The sequence below is a fragment of the Streptomyces naganishii JCM 4654 genome (assembly GCF_014650575.1).
GTDB classification, from domain to species: Bacteria; Actinomycetota; Actinomycetes; order Streptomycetales; family Streptomycetaceae; genus Streptomyces; species Streptomyces naganishii.
This window is the reverse complement of the sequence record NZ_BMVF01000001.1, coordinates 240,056-256,688: the sequence shown is the minus strand read 5'-3', so window position 1 is coordinate 256,688 and position 16,633 is coordinate 240,056. Positions and strand designations below refer to the sequence as shown.

Below are 16,633 nucleotides of genomic sequence, written 5' to 3'. Positions count from 1 at the left end.
CCCGTTGGGCCCCCGTCCGGTCGTTCTACGGGTTCCCCCGTGTCTCGCTCCCGCCGGCCTGGGCCGGCGGAAGGAGCGGTCGAGGGCCGCGCCGTTCCGCCGCCCCGTGTCGGCGGTGCCGGCGCCGCGCCCCTTCCCGTGCCACCACTCTCCCGTCCGCGCCGCCCCGCCCCCATCCGCGCGCGTACTCATCTCACCGGCTAGGTACGGATACTCACCCCTGGGCGTTCGTCCCCGGGCCCGCGTACTCGCCGCGTCGGAAAGGCGCTGGTCAGCGGGGCCGGGGCGGGGACTGTCAGCGGTGGTCGATAAAGTCGCGGGCATGGCACGGATTGCGGTGATCGGCGCGGGACTGGGCGCGATGGCGGCTGCCGCCCGGCTGGCCGTCGCGGGCCACCGGGTGACGGTGTACGAGCGGGGGGACACCTACGGCGGAGCGGTGCGCCGCTTCGAGCGGGACGGCTTCGCCTTCGACACCGGCCCCGCCCTGCTCCCGCTGCCCGCGGTCCACCGCGACCTGTTCGTCAAGACCGGCAGGGAGCCCCTGGAGGACGTGGTCGAGCTGGTCCAGGTCGACCCCTCCTCGCGGCACGTCTTCGCGGACGGCACCGCGGTGTCCCTGCCGAACGCCTCCCGCGCGGGAGTCGTCGCCGCGCTGGACGAGGCGCTCGGCGAGGGGGCGGGCCGGCGCTGGGGCGACTTCCTGGTGCGGGCGCGCGAGGCCTGGGACCGCACCCGCCGGCCGCTGCTGGAGGAGCCGCTGTGGCCCGACTGGCAGGTGCTGGCCGGGCGGGAGCCGTATCCGGCGGTCCCGCACAGGCGCCTGCTGCGCACCCGCCGGGCGGGCACGCTCGCCGAGACCGGAGCCTGGGAGCTGCGCGACCCGCGCCTGGCCGCCCTGCTGGAGAGCCACGCGCTGGCGTACGGCCTCGACCCGCGCACCGCCCCGGCGAGCGCGGCCGTACTGCCCTACATGGAGCACGCCTTCGGCACCTGGTACGTGCGCGGGGGCCTGCGCGAGCTGGCCCGCGCGGTGTACGAGCGGTGCACGGCCCGCCGCGTCGAGTTCGTCCTCGGCGCCGAGGTCACGGGCATCGCGGAGAAGGACGGCCGGGTCGCCGGCGTCGAGCTCGCGGACGGCACAGCGGCCGGGGCGGACTTCGTGGTGGCCGGGGTGGCCCCCGCCGTGCTGGCCCGGCTGACCGGCGGCGCGGCGCTCCGGCCGGCTCACGGGGTGGCGCCGCAGGCGGGTGCGCCGAGCCGGCTGACGGTGCTGCTGGCGCTGCGCGGCGGGCGGCCCGGCGGCACCGCGCACCGGACGGTCGTGCACACCGAGGACCGCGAGGCCGAGCTGGACGCGCTGTTCGGGGCGGCCCCGGCCCTGCCCGCGCGGCCCACGGTCACGGTGCTGCGCCCGGACGATCCGGAGCTCGTCCCCGACGCGGAGCACGAGGCGGTCACGCTCACGGCCACGGTCCCGGCCTTCCCCGCGGACCGGGACGGGTCAGGCGCGCGGGACTGGGGGCGGCAGGCCGACCGGATGATCGAAGTCGCCGGGCGAGCCGTCCCGGGGCTGCGCGAGCGGGTCCTGTGGCACGAGGTCCGCACCCCGGCCGACGTCGAGCGGGACACGGGCGCCCTGGGCGGCGCCGTTCCCGCGCCGGCGCTCGCCGCGGCACAGGGACGGCTGCTGCACCCGGCCAACTCCACCGGCTGGGAAGGCCTGTTCACCGTGGGCGGCTGGTCGCACCCCGGGGGCGGGCTGCCGCACGCCGGGATGTCGGGCGCGCTGGTGGCCGGACTGATCGTGGAGGGACCGGAGTTCCGCGGCTCCCAGTGAGCCCGCGCCTTCAGAAACGGTACTGCTCGTCGAACCCGGCGCCGCCGTGCTGCTGCTGGGGCTGCCCCTGGCCGTTGCCCTGGTAGGGGTAGGCCTGCTGCTCGGGCGGCAGTTCGCCGCCGTAGGTCTCGTCGCTGCGCTGCTGCGGGACCCACACCCCGCCGGCCGGGGTCTGACCGCCGTAACCGCCGGTGGCGTACGGGTCCTGGGTGCCGTAGTCCTGCTGGGCGTAGCCCTGCTGACCGCCGTAGGACGTGTCGTAGGAACCGGTGCCGTAGCTCTGCGTGCCCGTGTACGGGTCGGAGTAGGCGGCGTACTGCTGCTGGCCGGTGGTGTCGTAACCGTAGCCCTGCTGGCCGTAGCCGGAGTAGTCGTAGGCGTAGGCCTGGTCGGCGCCCTGGGCCGCGGTGGCGTACTGGTCCTGGGGCTGGGCCGCGCCCGCGTAGGAGGTCTGCGCGCCGGTCTGCTGGGTGTGGTCGCCGTAGATGCCGTAGGAGCCGGTGTCGTCGGGCAGGGGCTGCGGCTCGTAGACGGCGGTGGCCTCCGCGGCCGTGGGCTCGGCGGGGCGGACGGGGGTGAAGACGTCGTCGTTGTCGTAGTCGTCGTCGTGGCCGTACGGCGGGCCGTCGTGGCCCTGCGCGGGGTCCGTGCCGTCCGCGTCGGCCCGGGCCCGCTCGGCGGCCTCGAGGTCGGAGACCTCCAGGGTCGGGTCGTGGCGCTCGCCCTTGCCGCGGCGGCGCTTGCTGCCCTCCGCGCCCGGCTCGCGCTCGGGGTGCCGGACCGCCCAGCCGGCCGCGAAGCCGCGGCGGAAGGACAGCGTGACGTAGGTCTGGCCGACCGCGAACGCGGCCGCGCCCAGGCCGATGACGATGACGGACGGCATGAGGACGCCGAGCACCACGCCGAGGAAGCCGGCGAAGGCGAGCAGCCGCCAGCGCAGCCGCGCCTTGTACTGCAGCAGCACCTCGCCGAGCAGCCACAGCGCGACGATTCCGAACGCGATGTAGAGGACCGTCCAGCCCATGTACGCCCCTCTCCCAGTGACCGCTACGCAGTGTGTCGTACGCGGGTGCGGCCGGTCTAGGCCCGCGGCGGGTGGTGCAGGCCCAGGTTCTCGTAGATTTCCAGGGTCGCCGTGGAGTTGTTGAGCGTGATGAAGTGCAGTCCGGGGACTCCCTCGGCCAGCAGTCGCGCGCAGAACTCCGTGGCGAACTCGATCCCGGTCGAGCGTACAGCCGCAGGATCGTTCTTCGCTGTGAGGATCCGCTCTTTCAGACGGTCCGGGATGGCGGCGTTGCTGAGCTGGGGCAGCCGCTCGAGCATGCGGACGCTGGTGACCGGCATGACCTCGGGGATGACCGGGGTCTCGCAGCCGGCCGCGGCGACCCGGTCGCGCAGCCGCAGGTACGACTCCGGCTGGAAGAACATCTGTGTGATGGCGTAGTCGGCGCCGGCCCGGCACTTGTCGACGAAGTGCCCGACGTCGGTCTCCCAGTCCGCCGAGCGCGGGTGCATCTCGGGGAAGGCGGCGACGCCCACGCAGAAGTCGCCCGACTCCTTGATGAGCCGCACGAGTTCGGCCGCGTACGTCAGCCCGCGCGGGTGCGGCACCCAGGCGCCCATCGGGTCGCCGGGCGGGTCGCCGCGCACGGCGAGCATGTTGCGGATCCCGGCGTCGGCGTACTGGCCGATGATGTTGCGCAGTTCGGCCACCGAGTGGTTGACCGCCGTGAGGTGGGCGACCGGGGTGAGGGTGGTGTCGGCGACGATCTGCTCGGTCTCCTTGACCGTGCCGGCGCGCGTGGAACCGCCCGCGCCGTACGTCACGGAGACGAAGTCCGGCGCGACCGCCTCGACCCTGCGCAGCGCGCTCCACAGGTTCCGCTCGCCCTTGGGGGTCTTCGGCGCCGAGAACTCGAAGGAGTACGTCGTCTTGCCTGCGGCGAGGATGTCACGCACGGTGCGCGCGCGATCAGTCCTGGTGGATGCGGTTCCGAGGGCCATAGTCGCAGGTTATCCAGGGGGCGGCGGTCCCCCAACCGGGCACCGGAAATTTGCCGGAATTGTCGGCCTGTTGTCCACCCTTCGGACACCGGTGCCCGCTATGGGCCGGTCGGCATCCCTCCGGCGTCCACCAGGCGAGACGCGAACGCCGTACCCCACCCGTCGCACTTCACCCGTCGCACTCCACCCGCCGTAAGCCGCCTGCCCTACTGCGCCTGCCGCAGCCACCTGGCGAACTCGGCCGCCGCCGCGCCGGGGTCCTCGGCCTCGGTGATCGCGCGGACCACGACGACCCGCCGGGCCCCGGCCGCCAGCACCTCGTCCAGGTTGCCCAGGTCGATGCCGCCGATGGCGAACCAGGGGCGGTCGGTGCCCAGCGAGGCGGTGTGGCGGACCAGGCCGAGGCCGGGCGCGGGGCGGCCGGGCTTGGTGGGCGTGGGCCAGCAGGGCCCGGTGCAGAAGTAGTCCACGCCCTCCTGCGCGGCGGCCGCCTCGGCCTCCGCCTCGGAGTGGGTGGAGCGGCCTATCAGGACCGCCTCGCCGAGTATCGCCCGCGCGGCGGGGACGGGCAGGTCGCCCTGGCCGAGGTGCAGCACGCCGGCGCGGGCGGCGTGGGCGACGTCCGCGCGGTCGTTGACCGCGAGCAGCCTGCCGTGGCGGGCGCAGGCGTCGGCGAAGACCTCCAGGTGCTCCAGCTCCTCGGCGGCCTCCATGCCCTTGTCCCGCAGCTGCACGATGTCGACCCCGGCGGACAGCACGGCGTCGAGGAACCCGGGCAGGTCGCCCTGGCGCCTGCGCGCGTCCGTGCACAGGTAGAGCAGGGCGCCGGCGAGGCGGTCGCGTGCGGTGGCCGTGGCGGCGTCGGACATGGGTGGTTCCCCCCGGATCTGCTGTGCGGTGTTGCGGCCGGGCGCCGGCCCGGCCGCGGCCCGGGGGCCACGGCGCGGCGGCCGGCGCCGGACGGTCGCCCCGGCCTGGCGGTTGCCCCGGCCGGCGCCATTGCCCTGACCGGGCGGTTGCTCCGATCAGGCGGTCGTCCAAGCGGTCGTCGCGGTCAGACGGCGAGCGCCTGGGCGCGGCGCTTCACCTCCGTGCCGCGATTCTCGCCGAGCGCCTGCGCGGGGGTGCCGGGCAGGGTCGGGTCGGGGGTGAAGAGCCACTCGATCATCTCTTCGACCGTGAAGCCGTCGTCCCTGAGCAGGGTCAGGGTCCCGGACAGGCCCTTGACCACCTTGTCCCCGTCGATGAAGGCGGCGGGGACGTGCAGCGCGCGGTTCTCCCCGCGGCGTACGGCGATCAGCTGGCCGTCCTTGACCAGCTGCCGCACGCGCGTCACCTCGACGCCCATCTGTTCGGCGATGTCGGGGAGGGTGAGCCAGGCGGGGACGAGAGCATCGATCTTTGCGTCAATCTCGGTCACGGCAACAAGCCTGCCATCTGCCACTGACAGTCGGAAGCCGGGCCCGCCCACCCGGGGGGCGCGGCGGCCGCCCCGGGCCCGCGCGGCACCCGCGCGGGGGCTCAGGCCGTGGCCGCCTTCAGGGGCCGCGACGGGTCGGTGAGCAGTCCGGCGTCCATCGGCGTGCCGGACTCGATCAGCCGGCGGCCCTGGGCGAGGTCGCGCGGCCGGCCGACCGCCAACAGGGCGACGAGCCGGCCCTCGCGCAGCCAGCACACCGTCCAGGCCGGGCCGGTGGGGTCGCCACGCCAGAGGGTGGTGTCGGCGTGCCGGTGGTGGCCCGCGTACTGCACGAAGCGGCCGAACTGCTCCGACCAGAAGTAGGGCACCGGGTCGTAGACCGCGGGGCCGGGGCCGACGATGTTGGCGGCGACCGTGCGCGGGCCCTGGAGGGCGTTGTCCCAGTGGTGGATCATCAGGCGCTCGCCGTACCGGCGCGAGGGGAAGGAGGCGCAGTCGCCGACCGCGTACACCTGCGGCGCGGAGGTGCGCAGGTGGTCGTCGGCCAGGACGTCGCCGTGCTCACCGAGCGCGATGCCGGAGCCCGCCAGCCACGCGGTCGCGGGGCGCGCGCCGATGCCGACGACGACGGCGCCCGCGGGCAGCCGCGTGCCGTCGTCGAGGACCACCGCGCCGGGCTCGACGCGCTCCACGCGCGCGCGGGTGCGCAGTTCGGTGCCGCTGTCGGCGTACCAGGCGGTCATCGGGGCGGCGACCTCGGCGGGCAGCGCCCCGGCCAGCGGCCGGTCCGCGGCCTCCACGACCGTGACGGCGCAGCCCGCCCCGCGCGCGGCGGTGGCGAACTCGGCGCCGATCCAGCCGGCCCCGACGACCACGATGTCGTGCTGCTCGGCGAGGACCGGGCGCAGCCGTTCGGCGTCGTCGAGGGTGCGCAGCAGGTGCACCCCGGGCACGCCCTCGGTGCCCGGCAGCCGGACCGGTTCGGCGCCGGTGGCCAGGACCAGCACGTCGTACGGCACCGGTCCCGCGGAGGTGTCGAGGACGTGCGCCTCGGGGCGCAGGGCCAGCGCCTCGCAGCCGAGCCGCAGTTCGAGGCCCAGCGCCTCGAAGTCGACGTCGAAGGCGGACCCCTCGGCCTTGCCGAGCAGTACGGCCTTGGACAGCGGCGGCCGGTCGTAGGGCTGGTGGGGTTCGGCGCCGATCATCGTCACCGTGCCGGTGAAGCCCTGCTCGCGCAGGGCGACCGCGGTCTGCACGCCGGCCATCCCCGCGCCCACGACGACCACGCGCCGCGGCTGTGACGTGCCCTGTTCCTGCGTCTGGTCGCTCACCTGATCACCATAGTCAAGTGACGATTCGTCAGTCAGGGGGCGTGCGGGGTGACCTCCTCCACAGCACCCGTCCCGCGGCCCGGCGGAGGCTGCCGCGCCGTGGCGCGAGGCCGCCTTACGGGAGGGCTCCCGCGCGGGCTAGGGTGGCCACCGTACAAGCACTCGCGGGAGCCCGGACGCACCGGGCTGAGAGGGAGGCTGGCGGCCTCCGACCGTACGAACCTGATCCGGGTCATGCCGGCGAAGGGAGGGGCTGGACGCCCATGTCGTCTTCACGTACGTCAGACGTCCTCGTCGTCGGGGGCGGGATCATCGGGCTGGTGACGGCCTGGCGCGCGGCGCAGCGCGGACTGTCCGTGACCGTGGCGGACCCCGAGCCGGGCGGCGGGGCCGCGCAGGTGGCGGCCGGGATGCTCGCGGCGGTCACCGAACTGCACTACGGCGAGCAGACGCTGCTCGGTCTGAACCTCGCCTCGGCCGCCCGCTACCCGGACTTCGCCGCCGAGCTGACCGAGCTGACCGGTCACGGCCTCGGCTACCGCCGCTGCGGCACGCTCGCCGTGGCGCTGGACACCGACGACCGGGCCCACCTGCGTGAACTGCACGCCTTCCAGCGGGAGTCGGGGCTGGAGTCCGAGTGGCTGTCGGGGCGGGAGTGCCGGCGCCTGGAGCCGATGCTCGCGCCGGGGGTGCGCGGCGGGCTGCGGGTGGACGGCGACCACCAGATCGACCCGCGCCGGCTCGCGGCCGCCCTGGTGGCCGCCTGCGAGCGCGCGGGGGTGGTCTTCCACCGGGAGTGGGCCGAGCGGCTGACGGTCACCGCCGGCCGGGCCACGGGCTGTGTGCTGCGCGACGGCACGGCGTCCTCGGCCGGGCAGGTGGTGCTGGCCGCCGGCAGTCTCAGCGGGCGCCTGGCGGGCGTGCCGGACGAGGCGCTGCCGCCGGTGCGGCCGGTGAAGGGCCAGGTGCTGCGGCTGAGCGTGCCCCGCCGGTACGCGCCCTTCCTGAGCCGCACCGTGCGGGCCGTGGTGCGCGGCAGCCACGTCTACCTGGTGCCGCGCCTGGACGGCGAGCTGGTCGTCGGGGCCACCAGCGAGGAGCTGGGCTGGGACACCACGGTGACCGCGGGCGGGGTGTACGAGCTGCTGCGGGACGCGCACGAACTGGTGCCCGGGATCACCGAGCTGCCGCTGACGGAGACCCGCGCGGGACTGCGGCCCGGCTCCCCGGACAACGCGCCGCTGCTCGGCCCGGCCGCGCTGGAGGGGCTGCTGCTGGCCACCGGCCACTTCCGCAACGGGGTGCTGCTCGCACCGGTCACCGGGGACGCGATGGCGCAGGTGCTGACCACCGGCGAGCTGCCCGACGTGGCCCGCCCCTTCACCCCCCGGCGCTTTCGCGCCGCCGCCCTCTCGGAGCAGCCCGCGTGAACATCTCCGTCAACGGTGAGCCGCGCCGCGTCGCGCCCGGCACCGCTCTCGACGCCGTCGTGCGCGCCCTGACGGCGGCGCCCTCCGGGGTGGCCGCCGCGCTCAACGAGACCGTCGTCCCGCGCGGGCGGTGGTCCGCCACGGTCCTCGCCGAGGGCGACCGTGTGGAAGTGCTGACCGCCGTCCAAGGAGGCTGACCCATGGCCGACGATCCCCTGGTCCTCGGTGACCTGTCCCTCACCTCACGGCTGATCATGGGCACGGGCGGGGCGCCCAGCCTGGACGTGCTCGAACGGGCCCTGGTCGCCTCCGGCACCGAGCTCACCACGGTCGCTATGCGCCGGGTGGACACCTCCGTGCACGGCTCCGTGCTGTCGGTGCTTGAGCGGCTGGGCGTCCGGGTGCTGCCCAACACCGCGGGCTGCTTCACCGCGGGCGAGGCGGTGCTGACGGCGCGGCTGGCCCGGGAGGCGCTGGGCACCGGCCTGATCAAGCTGGAGGTCGTGGCCGACGAGCGGACGCTGCTGCCCGACCCGGTCGAGCTGCTGGACGCGGCGGAGACACTGGTCGACGACGGCTTCACCGTGCTGCCGTACACGAACGACGATCCGGTGCTGGCCCGCAGGCTCCAGGACGTGGGCTGCGCGGCGGTCATGCCGCTGGGCTCGCCCATCGGGTCCGGGCTCGGCATCCGCAACCCGCACAACTTCGAGCTGATCGTCGAGCACGCGCGCGTGCCGGTGATCCTGGACGCGGGCGCGGGCACCGCCTCGGACGTGGCGCTGGCGATGGAGCTGGGCTGCGCGGGTGTGATGCTCGCCTCGGCGGTGACGCGGGCCAAGGAGCCGGTGGTGATGGCCGAGGCGATGCGCCACGCGGTGGAGGCGGGACGGCTGGCCCGGCTGGCGGGCCGCATCCCCAAGCGGCACTTCGCCCACCCCTCCTCCCCCACCCACGGCACCGCCGACCTGGACCCGGAGCGCCCGGCGTTCTAGGTCGCGGCCCCGCGGGCGGTGCCGTGCGCGGCGGGGGCGGGAAGCGTCACAGGTCGGCTGCAGTCGCGGGGCGATCCTGGCCGGAAGGCGTGCCTGTCGGCGGCTGCTCGTAGACTCGCCTGCGTGGATACGACCCTTCAGGACCCGCTCGTCGGGCGCGTGCTCGACGGCCGCTACCGCGTGGACGCGCGCATCGCGGTCGGCGGGATGGCCACGGTCTACCGGGCCCTGGACACCCGCCTGGACCGCGTGCTCGCGCTCAAGGTGATGCACCCGGCGCTCGCGGCCGACGGCTCCTTCGTCGAGCGGTTCATAAGGGAGGCCAAGTCGGCCGCCCGCCTGGACCACCCGAACGTCGTGCAGGTCTTCGACCAGGGCGCCGACGGGTCGTACGTCTACCTGGCCATGGAGTACGTCTCCGGGTGCACCCTGCGCGACGTGCTGCGCGAGCGCGGGGCGCTCCAGCCGCGGGCCGCGCTGGACATCCTGGAGCCGGTGCTCGCCGCGCTCGGCGCCGCGCACCGCGCGGGTTTCGTCCACCGCGACATGAAGCCGGAGAACGTCCTGATAGGGGATGACGGCCGGGTCAAGGTGGCCGACTTCGGACTGGTGCGGGCCGTGGACACGGTGACGAGCACCACCGGCGCGGTCCTCGGCACCGTCTCCTACCTCGCGCCCGAGCAGATCGAGCACGGCACCGCCGATCCCCGGGTCGACGTGTACGCGTGCGGGGTCGTGCTGTACGAGATGCTGACCGGCGGCAAGCCGCACCAGGGCGAGAACCCGGCCCAGGTGCTCTACCAGCACCTGCACGAGGACGTGCCGCCGCCCTCGGCGGCCGTGCCGGGCCTCGCCTTCGAACTGGACGACCTGGTCGCCCAGGCCACCGCCCGCACCCCGGACGTGCGCCCGCAGGACGCGGTGGCGCTGCTCGCGCTGACCCGCGAGGCCCGCGCTGCGCTCGGCCCGGACCAGCTGGACGCGGTGCCCCCGCAGGCCCTGACCGCGGAGCACGACAACGCCGACGACCGTACGAGCGTCATCCCGCGCGCGCTGACGATGCCCCGCCCGCTGCCGGTGAACGAGCCGGAGGACGAGCGGTCCCGGGCGCACGCGCCGTACGCCGGGCCCGCCGGGGACCCCCTCGACCGGACCAGCCGCCTGGAGGTCGCGCCCGCGCCCGGTGCCGCACCCCGGCGGCCGGACCGGCGGCCCCGCCGCGGCCTTCTCACGCTCGTCGCCGCCGTGCTGCTGGTGCTGGGGCTCGGCGGAGGCGTCTGGTACATCAATTCGGGTCAGTTCACCAAGGTCCCGCCGCTGCTGGCGAAGACCGAGGCGCAGGCCCGCGACCGGCTCCGGGCGGCGGGCCTGGAGGTAAAGGGTGTCAAGCACGCCTACAGCGACACGGTCGCGCGCGGCACGGTCATCGGCACCGACCCCACGGCGGGCGCCCGCATCCGCAGCAACGACTCCGTGACGCTGACGATCTCCGACGGCCCCGAGACGGTGAAGGTGCCCGACCTCCAGGGGCGCCCGCTGGACCAGGCGCGGGACCTGCTGAAGAAGGCCGGGCTCGAGCCGGGCATGGTGAACCGTGCCTTCAGCGCGGACGTCGACAAGGGATCCGTGATCGACACCGACCCGCCCTCGGGCACATCGCGGCACGCGGGCAGCGCGATCGCGCTCACTGTCAGCAAGGGCCGCCCCGTGGACGTGCCGGACGTCACCGGGGAGGACCTCGACCAGGCGAAGTCGGACCTCCAGGACGCGGGCCTGAAGGTGACGGTCTCCTCCGAGCAGGTGAACTCCGAGTTCGACAAGGGCCAGGTCGCCCGGCAGACCCCGGCGGGCGACAGCCGGGCCGCCGAGGGCGACACGGTGACGCTGACCCTGTCCAAGGGCCCGGAGATGGTGGAGGTGCCGGACGTGACCGGGGACAGCGTCGACGACGCCAAGAAGGCCCTCCAGGACGCCGGCTTCAAGGTCGAGGAGGACCGCGGTCTGCTCGGACTGTTCGGCGACACGGTCAAGAAGCAGTCGGTGCGGGGCGGCGACAAGGCCCCGAAGGGCTCGACCGTCACCATCACGATCCGCTGAGAGGAGCGCGCCGTGTCCTCCGTGCCCTCGCCCGGCCGTGTGCGCAACCCCGTCGGCAGCCATGTGCCCGTCGCCGGAGGACTGCACACCGTGGGACTCTCCTACGCCCGTGAGCTGGGCGCGGAGACCGTGCAGGTGTTCGTCGCCAACCCGCGCGGGTGGGCCACGCCCGCCGGCAGTCCACGGCAGGACGAGGCGTTCCGCACGGCCTGCGCCGAGGAGTCGATACCGGCGTACGTCCACGCGCCGTACCTGATCAACTTCGGCTCGCACACCGAGGCGACCGTGGAGCGGTCCGTGGAGTCGCTGCGGCACTCGCTGCGGCGGGCACGCGGGATCGGCGCCCTGGGCGTGGTCGTGCACACGGGCAGCGCGACCGGCGGACGGGACCGTGCCGTGGCGCTGCGGCAGGTGCGGGAGCGGATGCTGCCGCTGCTCGACGAGCTCACCCACGACGACGACCCGTACCTCCTGCTGGAGTCCACCGCGGGCCAGGGCTCCTCCCTGTGCTCGCGCACCTGGGACTTCGGCCCGTACTTCGAGGCGCTGGACGCCCATCCGATGCTGGGCGTCTGCCTGGACACCTGCCACGTCTTCGCGGCCGGGCACGACCTGGCCGGACCCGGCGGCGCGCACCGCACACTGGACGAGCTGGTGGAGACGGTCGGCCCGGGCCGGCTGAGGCTGATCCACGCCAACGACTCCAAGGACGTGGCCGGCGCCCACAAGGACCGGCACGCGAACATCGGCGCCGGTCACATCGGAGAGGACGCCTTCCGCGAGCTGATGACCCACCCCGCCACCGAGGGAGTCCCGCTGGTCATCGAGACCCCCGGCGGCAAGGAGGGCCACGCGGCGGACGTGGAGCGCCTGAAGAAGCTCAGGGACGCCTGAGCGGGCGCGCGCGGCCGCCCGCGGGTCAGAGCTCGGGGCCGTCCCCCGGTTCCTCCTGATAGGAATAGCGCTGTTCCTTCCAGGGGTCGCCGATGTTGTGGTAGCCGCGCTCCTCCCAGAAACCGCGGCGGTCGGCGGTCATGTACTCCACCCCGCGCACCCACTTCGGCCCCTTCCAGGCGTACAGGTGGGGCACGATCAGGCGCAGCGGAAAGCCGTGCTCGGCCGTGAGCAGCTCGCCGTCCTTGTGGGTGGCGAACAGGGCGCGCTCGGAGGCGAAGTCGGCGAGACGGAGGTTGGAGCTGAAGCCGTACTCGGCCCAGACCATCACATGGGTGACGTTCGGCGCCGGCGGGGCGATGTCCAGGATGGTGCGGGCGGGGACGCCGCCCCACTCGGCGCCGACCATGCTGAACTTCGTGACGCAGTGCAGGTCGGCCACGACCGTGGTGTACGGCAGGGCGGTGAGCTCCTCGTGGGTCCAGCAGTGCTTCTCGCCGTCGGCGGTGGCGCCGAAGACCCGGAACTCCCAGCGTTCGGGCCGGAACTTCGGCACGGGCCCGTAGTGGGTGACCGGCCAGCCCCGCTGGAGCCGCTGTCCCGGCGGGAGATCCGGCCGTGCCGCTCCTGACGACACTGTTCCCGGCGCGTCCCCGGACGCGCCTTCCACCGGCTGACCCATGCCTCCATCCTGACAGACGGGAGGGGGTGCACATGACCAGCCGGGGATCGATTCGGGCAACTCGTACTAAGTGTGAACTTACTGGACGGGTGTGCGCGCCGGTGAAATCATGCGGCGCAGCCTGCCAGTCCCCCCTCCCGCGCGGAAGGAGCCTCTGCGATGCAGGGCGACCCCGAGGTCATCGAATTCCTCAACGAGCAGCTCACCGGTGAGCTGACCGCGATCAACCAGTACTTCCTGCACGCGAAGATGCAGGAGAACAACGGCTGGTACAAGCTCGCGAAGTACACCCGGCACGAGTCGTTCGACGAGATGAAGCACGCCGAGGTGCTCACGGACCGGATCCTGTTCCTCGAGGGCCTGCCCAACTACCAGCGGCTGTTCCACGTGCGGGTGGGCCAGACGGTCAAGGAGATGTTCGAGGCGGACCGGCAGATCGAGGTCGAGGCCATCGACCGGCTGCGGCGCGGGATCAAGGTGATGCGCGACAAGGGCGACATCACGTCGGCCAACATCTTCGAGGACATCCTCGCCGACGAGGAGCACCACATCGACTACCTGGACACCCAGCTGGAGCTGTTGGACAAGCTCGGCGAGGCGCTCTACCTCGCCCAGGTGATCGAGCAGCCGGAGACCTGAGCCGCCCCTAGGCGGCTTCGGGGAGGCCGCCCGCCTCGTCGAGCCCGGCGGGCACCGGGCCGTCCTGGCCGGCGAGTTCGTGGCGGGGGCAGGCGCCCCGCCCGAGGAGCGCCTGGATGCGGCGTACGCAGGAGCCGCAGTCGGTGCCCGCCTTGCAGGCGGAGGCGATCTGGCGCGGGGTGCGGGCGCCGCCCGCCGCGTGCTCCTTGACCTGCTGCTCGGTGACGCCGAAGCAACTGCAGACGAACACGCGGTTCACCTCCCACCGGGATCGGTTCAGTGGCGCCGCCCCGACTTTTCGGTGAGGCAAACCTAACCTTACTCGTCCCGCGGGGATCGCAAAAGCGCGAGGGGCGCGGATCCGGTGTGATCCGCGCCCCAGGCGACGCGTCCTACTGGTCCCGGTACATCTCCGCGACGAGGAACGCCAGGTCCAGCGACTGGCTGCGGTTCAGCCGCGGGTCGCAGGCCGTCTCGTAGCGCTGGTGCAGGTCGTCGACGAAGATCTCGTCGCCGCCGCCCACGCACTCGGTGACGTCGTCGCCGGTGAGCTCCACGTGGATGCCGCCGGGGTGGGTGCCGAGGCCCTTGTGGACCTCGAAGAAGCCCTTGACCTCGTCGAGCACGTCGTCGAAGCGGCGGGTCTTGTGACCGGAGGCCGCCTCGAAGGTGTTGCCGTGCATCGGGTCGGTCACCCAGGCCACGGTGGCGCCGGAGGCGGTGACCTTCTCGACCAGCTCGGGGAGCTTGTCGCGGATCTTGTCGGCGCCCATGCGGACGATGAACGTCAGCCGGCCCGGCTCGCGGTCGGGGTCGAGGCGGTCGATGTACTGCAGCGCCTCCTCGGCCGTCGTGGACGGGCCGAGCTTGATGCCGATCGGGTTGCGGATCCTCGACGCGAACTCGACGTGCGCGTGGTCGAGCTGCCGGGTGCGCTCACCGATCCACACCATGTGCGCCGAGACGTCGTAGAGCTGCCCGGTGCGCGAGTCGACCCGGGTGAGGGCGGACTCGTAGTCGAGCAGCAGCGCCTCGTGCGAGGAGTAGAACTCGACGGTCTTGAACTCCTCCGGGTCCGTGCCGCAGGCCCGCATGAAGTTGAGCGCGCTGTCGATCTCGCGGGCGAGCTGCTCGTAGCGCTGGCCGGAGGGGGAGGACTTCACGAAGTCCTGGTTCCAGGCGTGCACCTGGCGCAGGTCGGCGTAGCCGCCGGTGGTGAAGGCGCGCACCAGGTTCAGCGTGGAGGCGGAGGCGTGGTACATCCGCTTCAGCCGCTCCGGGTCGGGCACGCGCGCGGCCTCGGTGAAGTCGAAGCCGTTGACGGAGTCGCCCCGGTAGGTGGGCAGCGTCACGCCGTCGCGGGTCTCGGTGGGCTTGGAGCGCGGCTTGGAGTACTGGCCGGCGATCCGGCCGACCTTGACCACCGGCACCGAGGCGGCGTACGTCAGCACGGCGCCCATCTGGAGCAGGGTCTTGAGCTTGTTGCGGATGTGGTCGGCGGACACCGCGTCGAACGCCTCGGCGCAGTCGCCGCCCTGGAGGAGGAACGCCTCTCCCCTGGCGACGGCCGCCATCCGGGCGCGCAGCTGGTCGCACTCGCCCGCGAAGACGAGCGGCGGATACGACTCGAGGTCCGCGATCGCTGCGCGCAGAGCCTCGGGGTCGGGGTACTCGGGCTGCTGCGCCGCGGGCAGGTTTCGCCAGGTGTTGCCAGCGCTCGCGCTGGTCTTAGCGTTCACGGTCACCTCCTCAACATTACGGGGTCGCCCGGGACGTCCATCCATCTGCCCATCAAATGAGACGGACCGTCCGTCAGGAGGTACCGGCGCCGACGTCGAGCTGATTGCGGTCGACGTTGATGGTCACCCCGCCCCAGGTCTCCTTCCTGTTCCCCGCGTACTGGTGGATGCGCTGGTGGTCGGACCACAGGGCGGCCGGCAGGGTGGGGTCGGCGGTGGTGTCCTCGTCGTTCCAGCGGGCGAAGTGGATCACGTCGGGCAGGGTGGTCTTCGTGGCGTTGGCCACGAGGTCGGCGACGAGGGAGGAGACGCTGCCGTAGGCGCCGGAGCGGTAGCCCAGCTCGTGCAGCCGGCCGGTCCAGGCCTTGAGGTAGCCGAGCACCTCGGCGGTGGTGTCGGCGCCGCGGTCGTATGCCTCGAGGTCGTTGTAGATCACCGTGCCCTTGCCGAGCCCGAGCGCGCCGGCCTGCGCGGCGGCGTCCTCGGCGGCGGCCCTGCCCTGGGGCGCCGGGTCGGTGATGGGGGCGCAGGCGCTCCCGCAGCTGCTGGTGCTCGACTGGGGGCCGACGTAGAGCGGGAAGAAGCGCCAGCCGGCCGCGTACTGGGTCTGCACCCACTGGGCGGTCAGCTTCTCCTGGGAGCAGGCGCGGTTGACGCCGCCGATGTAGATGCCGATGGCCGCGTACGGCGAGGCGCTCCTCCAGGTGCTCATCGAGGTCTGGCCGGGCGCGGTGCAGGCGTCGAAGCCCTTGCCCTGGTGGGTGGTGGCGACGGCGGGGACGGTGAGCGCGGCGGCGGCCACGGCGGGCTTCTCGGTCCGGGCGGCGGCCACGGGCAGTCCGGCGCTGTCCAGGACCCGCCGGATGCCGTCGCGGTCGGCGCCGTAGGCGGCGGTCACGGCGATCCCGTCCACGGTGGCCCGGTAGACGTGGTCGGTACGGTTCTCCGTCACCGCGCTCTTGGTGGGCATGGCGGCGGGCCGCACCCACAGCGACTCGGTGCGCCCGACGGCCCGGGCCGGGCAGTCCTGCCGGTCGCCGGGGGTGCCGAGGTAGACGGCGTGCCGGTCGAAGCGCACGCAGGCCGTGGGATCGCGGTCGAGGTCGACGACCTGCCAGTCGGCGGGGACGGTGAAGGTGTGGCCGCGGTAGGCGACGGCCTTGGTGGCGCCGTCGGCCGCGGTGCGGGCGGCGGCCGGCGAGCCGGCGCCCGGGGCCGCGCCCGCGGTCAGGGCCGTGCCGGCGGCGAGAGCGGTGAGCGCGCGCACGGCTCGCCGCGGTCGGGACGGTCGTGGTGCGGACATGGTGTACTCCTCGGTCGGGCGCGGGCGTGCGCCGCCGTCCGCCGAAGCGGGACCGGCGCGGGGTGACGGACGCCCTCCTTCCACCCGGCGCGGGCGGCGGAAACCGTCGTGTGGTGCGTACGGGCGAAGCGGGCGGGGCCCCGTGCGCGGCGGTGGATGGGGTAGGGTGCGGGGCATGTTCGCGCACTCGACCCAGAACCAGAACTGGTGGTGGACCGCTTTCCCGGCGGCCCGCTGACTGCGCGTATCCCACTTCGCG

The 16,633-nt window shown here is 73.8% G+C and carries 17 protein-coding genes and 1 riboswitch; of the genes, 8 read left to right on the top strand and 9 right to left on the bottom strand.

Annotated elements, in window-relative coordinates; genetic code table 11:
• Window positions 1-322: 322 nt before the first annotated feature.
• Window positions 323-1,840, top strand: a complete 1,518-nt coding sequence (locus IE217_RS01160) for a phytoene desaturase family protein (RefSeq protein ID WP_190175760.1) — start codon at window positions 323-325, stop codon at window positions 1,838-1,840.
• Between the two features lie 10 nt (window positions 1,841-1,850).
• On the opposite strand, the gene IE217_RS01155 is transcribed toward IE217_RS01160, so the two are convergent.
• The 5 genes from IE217_RS01155 to IE217_RS01135 all read right to left on the bottom strand — a co-directional run bounded on the left by IE217_RS01155 (window position 1,851) and on the right by IE217_RS01135 (window position 6,595).
• Window positions 1,851-2,864, bottom strand: coding sequence for an SCO2102 family sporulation regulator (locus IE217_RS01155; protein WP_190175759.1), 1,014 nt, complete (start codon window positions 2,862-2,864; stop codon window positions 1,851-1,853).
• A 56-nt stretch (window positions 2,865-2,920) separates the two neighbouring features.
• Window positions 2,921-3,844, bottom strand: coding sequence for a methylenetetrahydrofolate reductase [NAD(P)H] (metF, locus tag IE217_RS01150; RefSeq protein WP_190175758.1), 924 nt, complete (start codon window positions 3,842-3,844; stop codon window positions 2,921-2,923).
• Window positions 3,845-4,050: 206 nt separating this feature from the next.
• Window positions 4,051-4,713 carry a thiamine phosphate synthase gene (gene thiE / locus IE217_RS01145; protein ID WP_190175757.1) on the bottom strand — a complete coding sequence of 221 codons (663 nt, stop codon included), beginning with the start codon at window positions 4,711-4,713 and terminating at the stop codon, window positions 4,051-4,053.
• 185 nt (window positions 4,714-4,898) lie between these two features.
• The gene (locus IE217_RS01140) at window positions 4,899-5,264 is read right to left on the bottom strand and encodes an Rv2175c family DNA-binding protein (RefSeq protein ID WP_190175756.1); all 366 of its coding nucleotides are present in this window, start codon (window positions 5,262-5,264) and stop codon (window positions 4,899-4,901) included.
• 101 nt (window positions 5,265-5,365) lie between these two features.
• A complete protein-coding gene (locus IE217_RS01135) occupies window positions 5,366-6,595 on the bottom strand; it encodes an NAD(P)/FAD-dependent oxidoreductase (RefSeq protein WP_190175755.1) in 1,230 nt (409 codons plus the stop codon).
• A 154-nt stretch (window positions 6,596-6,749) separates the two neighbouring features.
• Window positions 6,750-6,861: riboswitch (TPP riboswitch) on the top strand.
• On the opposite strand from IE217_RS01135, the gene thiO reads away from it, so the two are divergent.
• The 5 genes from thiO (at window position 6,859) to IE217_RS01110 (ending at window position 12,011) form a co-directional block, all read left to right on the top strand.
• Window positions 6,859-8,025, top strand: coding sequence for a glycine oxidase ThiO (gene thiO, locus IE217_RS01130; RefSeq protein ID WP_190175754.1), 1,167 nt, complete (start codon window positions 6,859-6,861; stop codon window positions 8,023-8,025). It overlaps the preceding riboswitch by 3 nt.
• Window positions 8,022-8,222 carry a sulfur carrier protein ThiS gene (thiS, locus tag IE217_RS01125; RefSeq protein WP_190175753.1) on the top strand — a complete coding sequence of 67 codons (201 nt, stop codon included), beginning with the start codon at window positions 8,022-8,024 and terminating at the stop codon, window positions 8,220-8,222. Before thiO ends, thiS begins: the two co-directional genes overlap by 4 nt.
• Window positions 8,223-8,225: 3 nt before the next feature.
• A complete protein-coding gene (locus IE217_RS01120; RefSeq protein ID WP_190175752.1) occupies window positions 8,226-9,020 on the top strand; it encodes a thiazole synthase in 795 nt (264 codons plus the stop codon).
• Window positions 9,021-9,143: 123 nt separating this feature from the next.
• Window positions 9,144-11,117 carry a Stk1 family PASTA domain-containing Ser/Thr kinase gene (gene pknB / locus IE217_RS01115; RefSeq protein WP_190175751.1) on the top strand — a complete coding sequence of 658 codons (1,974 nt, stop codon included), beginning with the start codon at window positions 9,144-9,146 and terminating at the stop codon, window positions 11,115-11,117.
• Window positions 11,118-11,129: 12 nt separating this feature from the next.
• Window positions 11,130-12,011, top strand: coding sequence for a deoxyribonuclease IV (locus IE217_RS01110; RefSeq protein ID WP_190175750.1), 882 nt, complete (start codon window positions 11,130-11,132; stop codon window positions 12,009-12,011).
• Window positions 12,012-12,036: 25 nt separating this feature from the next.
• On the opposite strand, the gene IE217_RS01105 is transcribed toward IE217_RS01110, so the two are convergent.
• Window positions 12,037-12,693: a sulfite oxidase-like oxidoreductase gene (locus IE217_RS01105; RefSeq protein ID WP_189703020.1), complete on the bottom strand. Its 657-nt coding sequence runs from the start codon at window positions 12,691-12,693 to the stop codon at window positions 12,037-12,039.
• Window positions 12,694-12,852: 159 nt separating this feature from the next.
• Here IE217_RS01105 and bfr point away from each other — a divergent pair, with 159 nt between their 5' ends.
• On the top strand, window positions 12,853-13,332 hold the full coding sequence (bfr, locus tag IE217_RS01100; RefSeq protein WP_190175749.1) for a bacterioferritin: 480 nt from the start codon (window positions 12,853-12,855) through the stop codon (window positions 13,330-13,332).
• A gap of 7 nt (window positions 13,333-13,339) precedes the next feature.
• Here the strand turns inward: bfr and IE217_RS01095 are convergent, their stop codons facing one another.
• The 3 genes from IE217_RS01095 to IE217_RS01085 form a co-directional block, all read right to left on the bottom strand.
• A complete protein-coding gene (locus IE217_RS01095; RefSeq protein ID WP_190175748.1) occupies window positions 13,340-13,591 on the bottom strand; it encodes a (2Fe-2S)-binding protein in 252 nt (83 codons plus the stop codon).
• Window positions 13,592-13,724: 133 nt separating this feature from the next.
• On the bottom strand, window positions 13,725-15,077 hold the full coding sequence (locus tag IE217_RS01090; RefSeq protein ID WP_190175747.1) for a class II 3-deoxy-7-phosphoheptulonate synthase: 1,353 nt from the start codon (window positions 15,075-15,077) through the stop codon (window positions 13,725-13,727).
• 67 nt (window positions 15,078-15,144) lie between these two features.
• The gene (locus IE217_RS01085) at window positions 15,145-16,374 is read right to left on the bottom strand and encodes a glycoside hydrolase domain-containing protein (protein ID WP_190175746.1); all 1,230 of its coding nucleotides are present in this window, start codon (window positions 16,372-16,374) and stop codon (window positions 15,145-15,147) included.
• Between IE217_RS01085 and IE217_RS35300 the strand changes: the two genes are divergently transcribed.
• Window positions 16,373-16,612, top strand: coding sequence for a trp operon leader peptide (locus IE217_RS35300; RefSeq protein ID WP_373297938.1), 240 nt, complete (start codon window positions 16,373-16,375; stop codon window positions 16,610-16,612). The two genes, IE217_RS01085 and IE217_RS35300, sit on opposite strands and share 2 nt — an antisense overlap.
• Window positions 16,613-16,633 lie beyond the last annotated feature (21 nt).

What these genes read in the sequence shown, in the direction of transcription:
- IE217_RS01160 (WP_190175760.1), top strand. Translation starts at nt 323, where the DNA reads ATGGCACGGATTGCGGTGATCGGCGCGGGACTGGGCGCGATGGCGGCT.
- IE217_RS01155 (WP_190175759.1), bottom strand. Translation starts at nt 2,864, where the DNA reads ATGGGCTGGACGGTCCTCTACATCGCGTTCGGAATCGTCGCGCTGTGG.
- metF (WP_190175758.1), bottom strand. Translation starts at nt 3,844, where the DNA reads ATGGCCCTCGGAACCGCATCCACCAGGACTGATCGCGCGCGCACCGTG.
- thiE (WP_190175757.1), bottom strand. Translation starts at nt 4,713, where the DNA reads ATGTCCGACGCCGCCACGGCCACCGCACGCGACCGCCTCGCCGGCGCC.
- thiO (WP_190175754.1), top strand. Translation starts at nt 6,859, where the DNA reads ATGTCGTCTTCACGTACGTCAGACGTCCTCGTCGTCGGGGGCGGGATC.
- IE217_RS01120 (WP_190175752.1), top strand. Translation starts at nt 8,226, where the DNA reads ATGGCCGACGATCCCCTGGTCCTCGGTGACCTGTCCCTCACCTCACGG.
- IE217_RS01105 (WP_189703020.1), bottom strand. Translation starts at nt 12,693, where the DNA reads ATGGGTCAGCCGGTGGAAGGCGCGTCCGGGGACGCGCCGGGAACAGTG.
- bfr (WP_190175749.1), top strand. Translation starts at nt 12,853, where the DNA reads ATGCAGGGCGACCCCGAGGTCATCGAATTCCTCAACGAGCAGCTCACC.
- IE217_RS35300 (WP_373297938.1), top strand. Translation starts at nt 16,373, where the DNA reads ATGGTGTACTCCTCGGTCGGGCGCGGGCGTGCGCCGCCGTCCGCCGAA.
- IE217_RS01085 (WP_190175746.1), bottom strand. Translation starts at nt 16,374, where the DNA reads ATGTCCGCACCACGACCGTCCCGACCGCGGCGAGCCGTGCGCGCGCTC.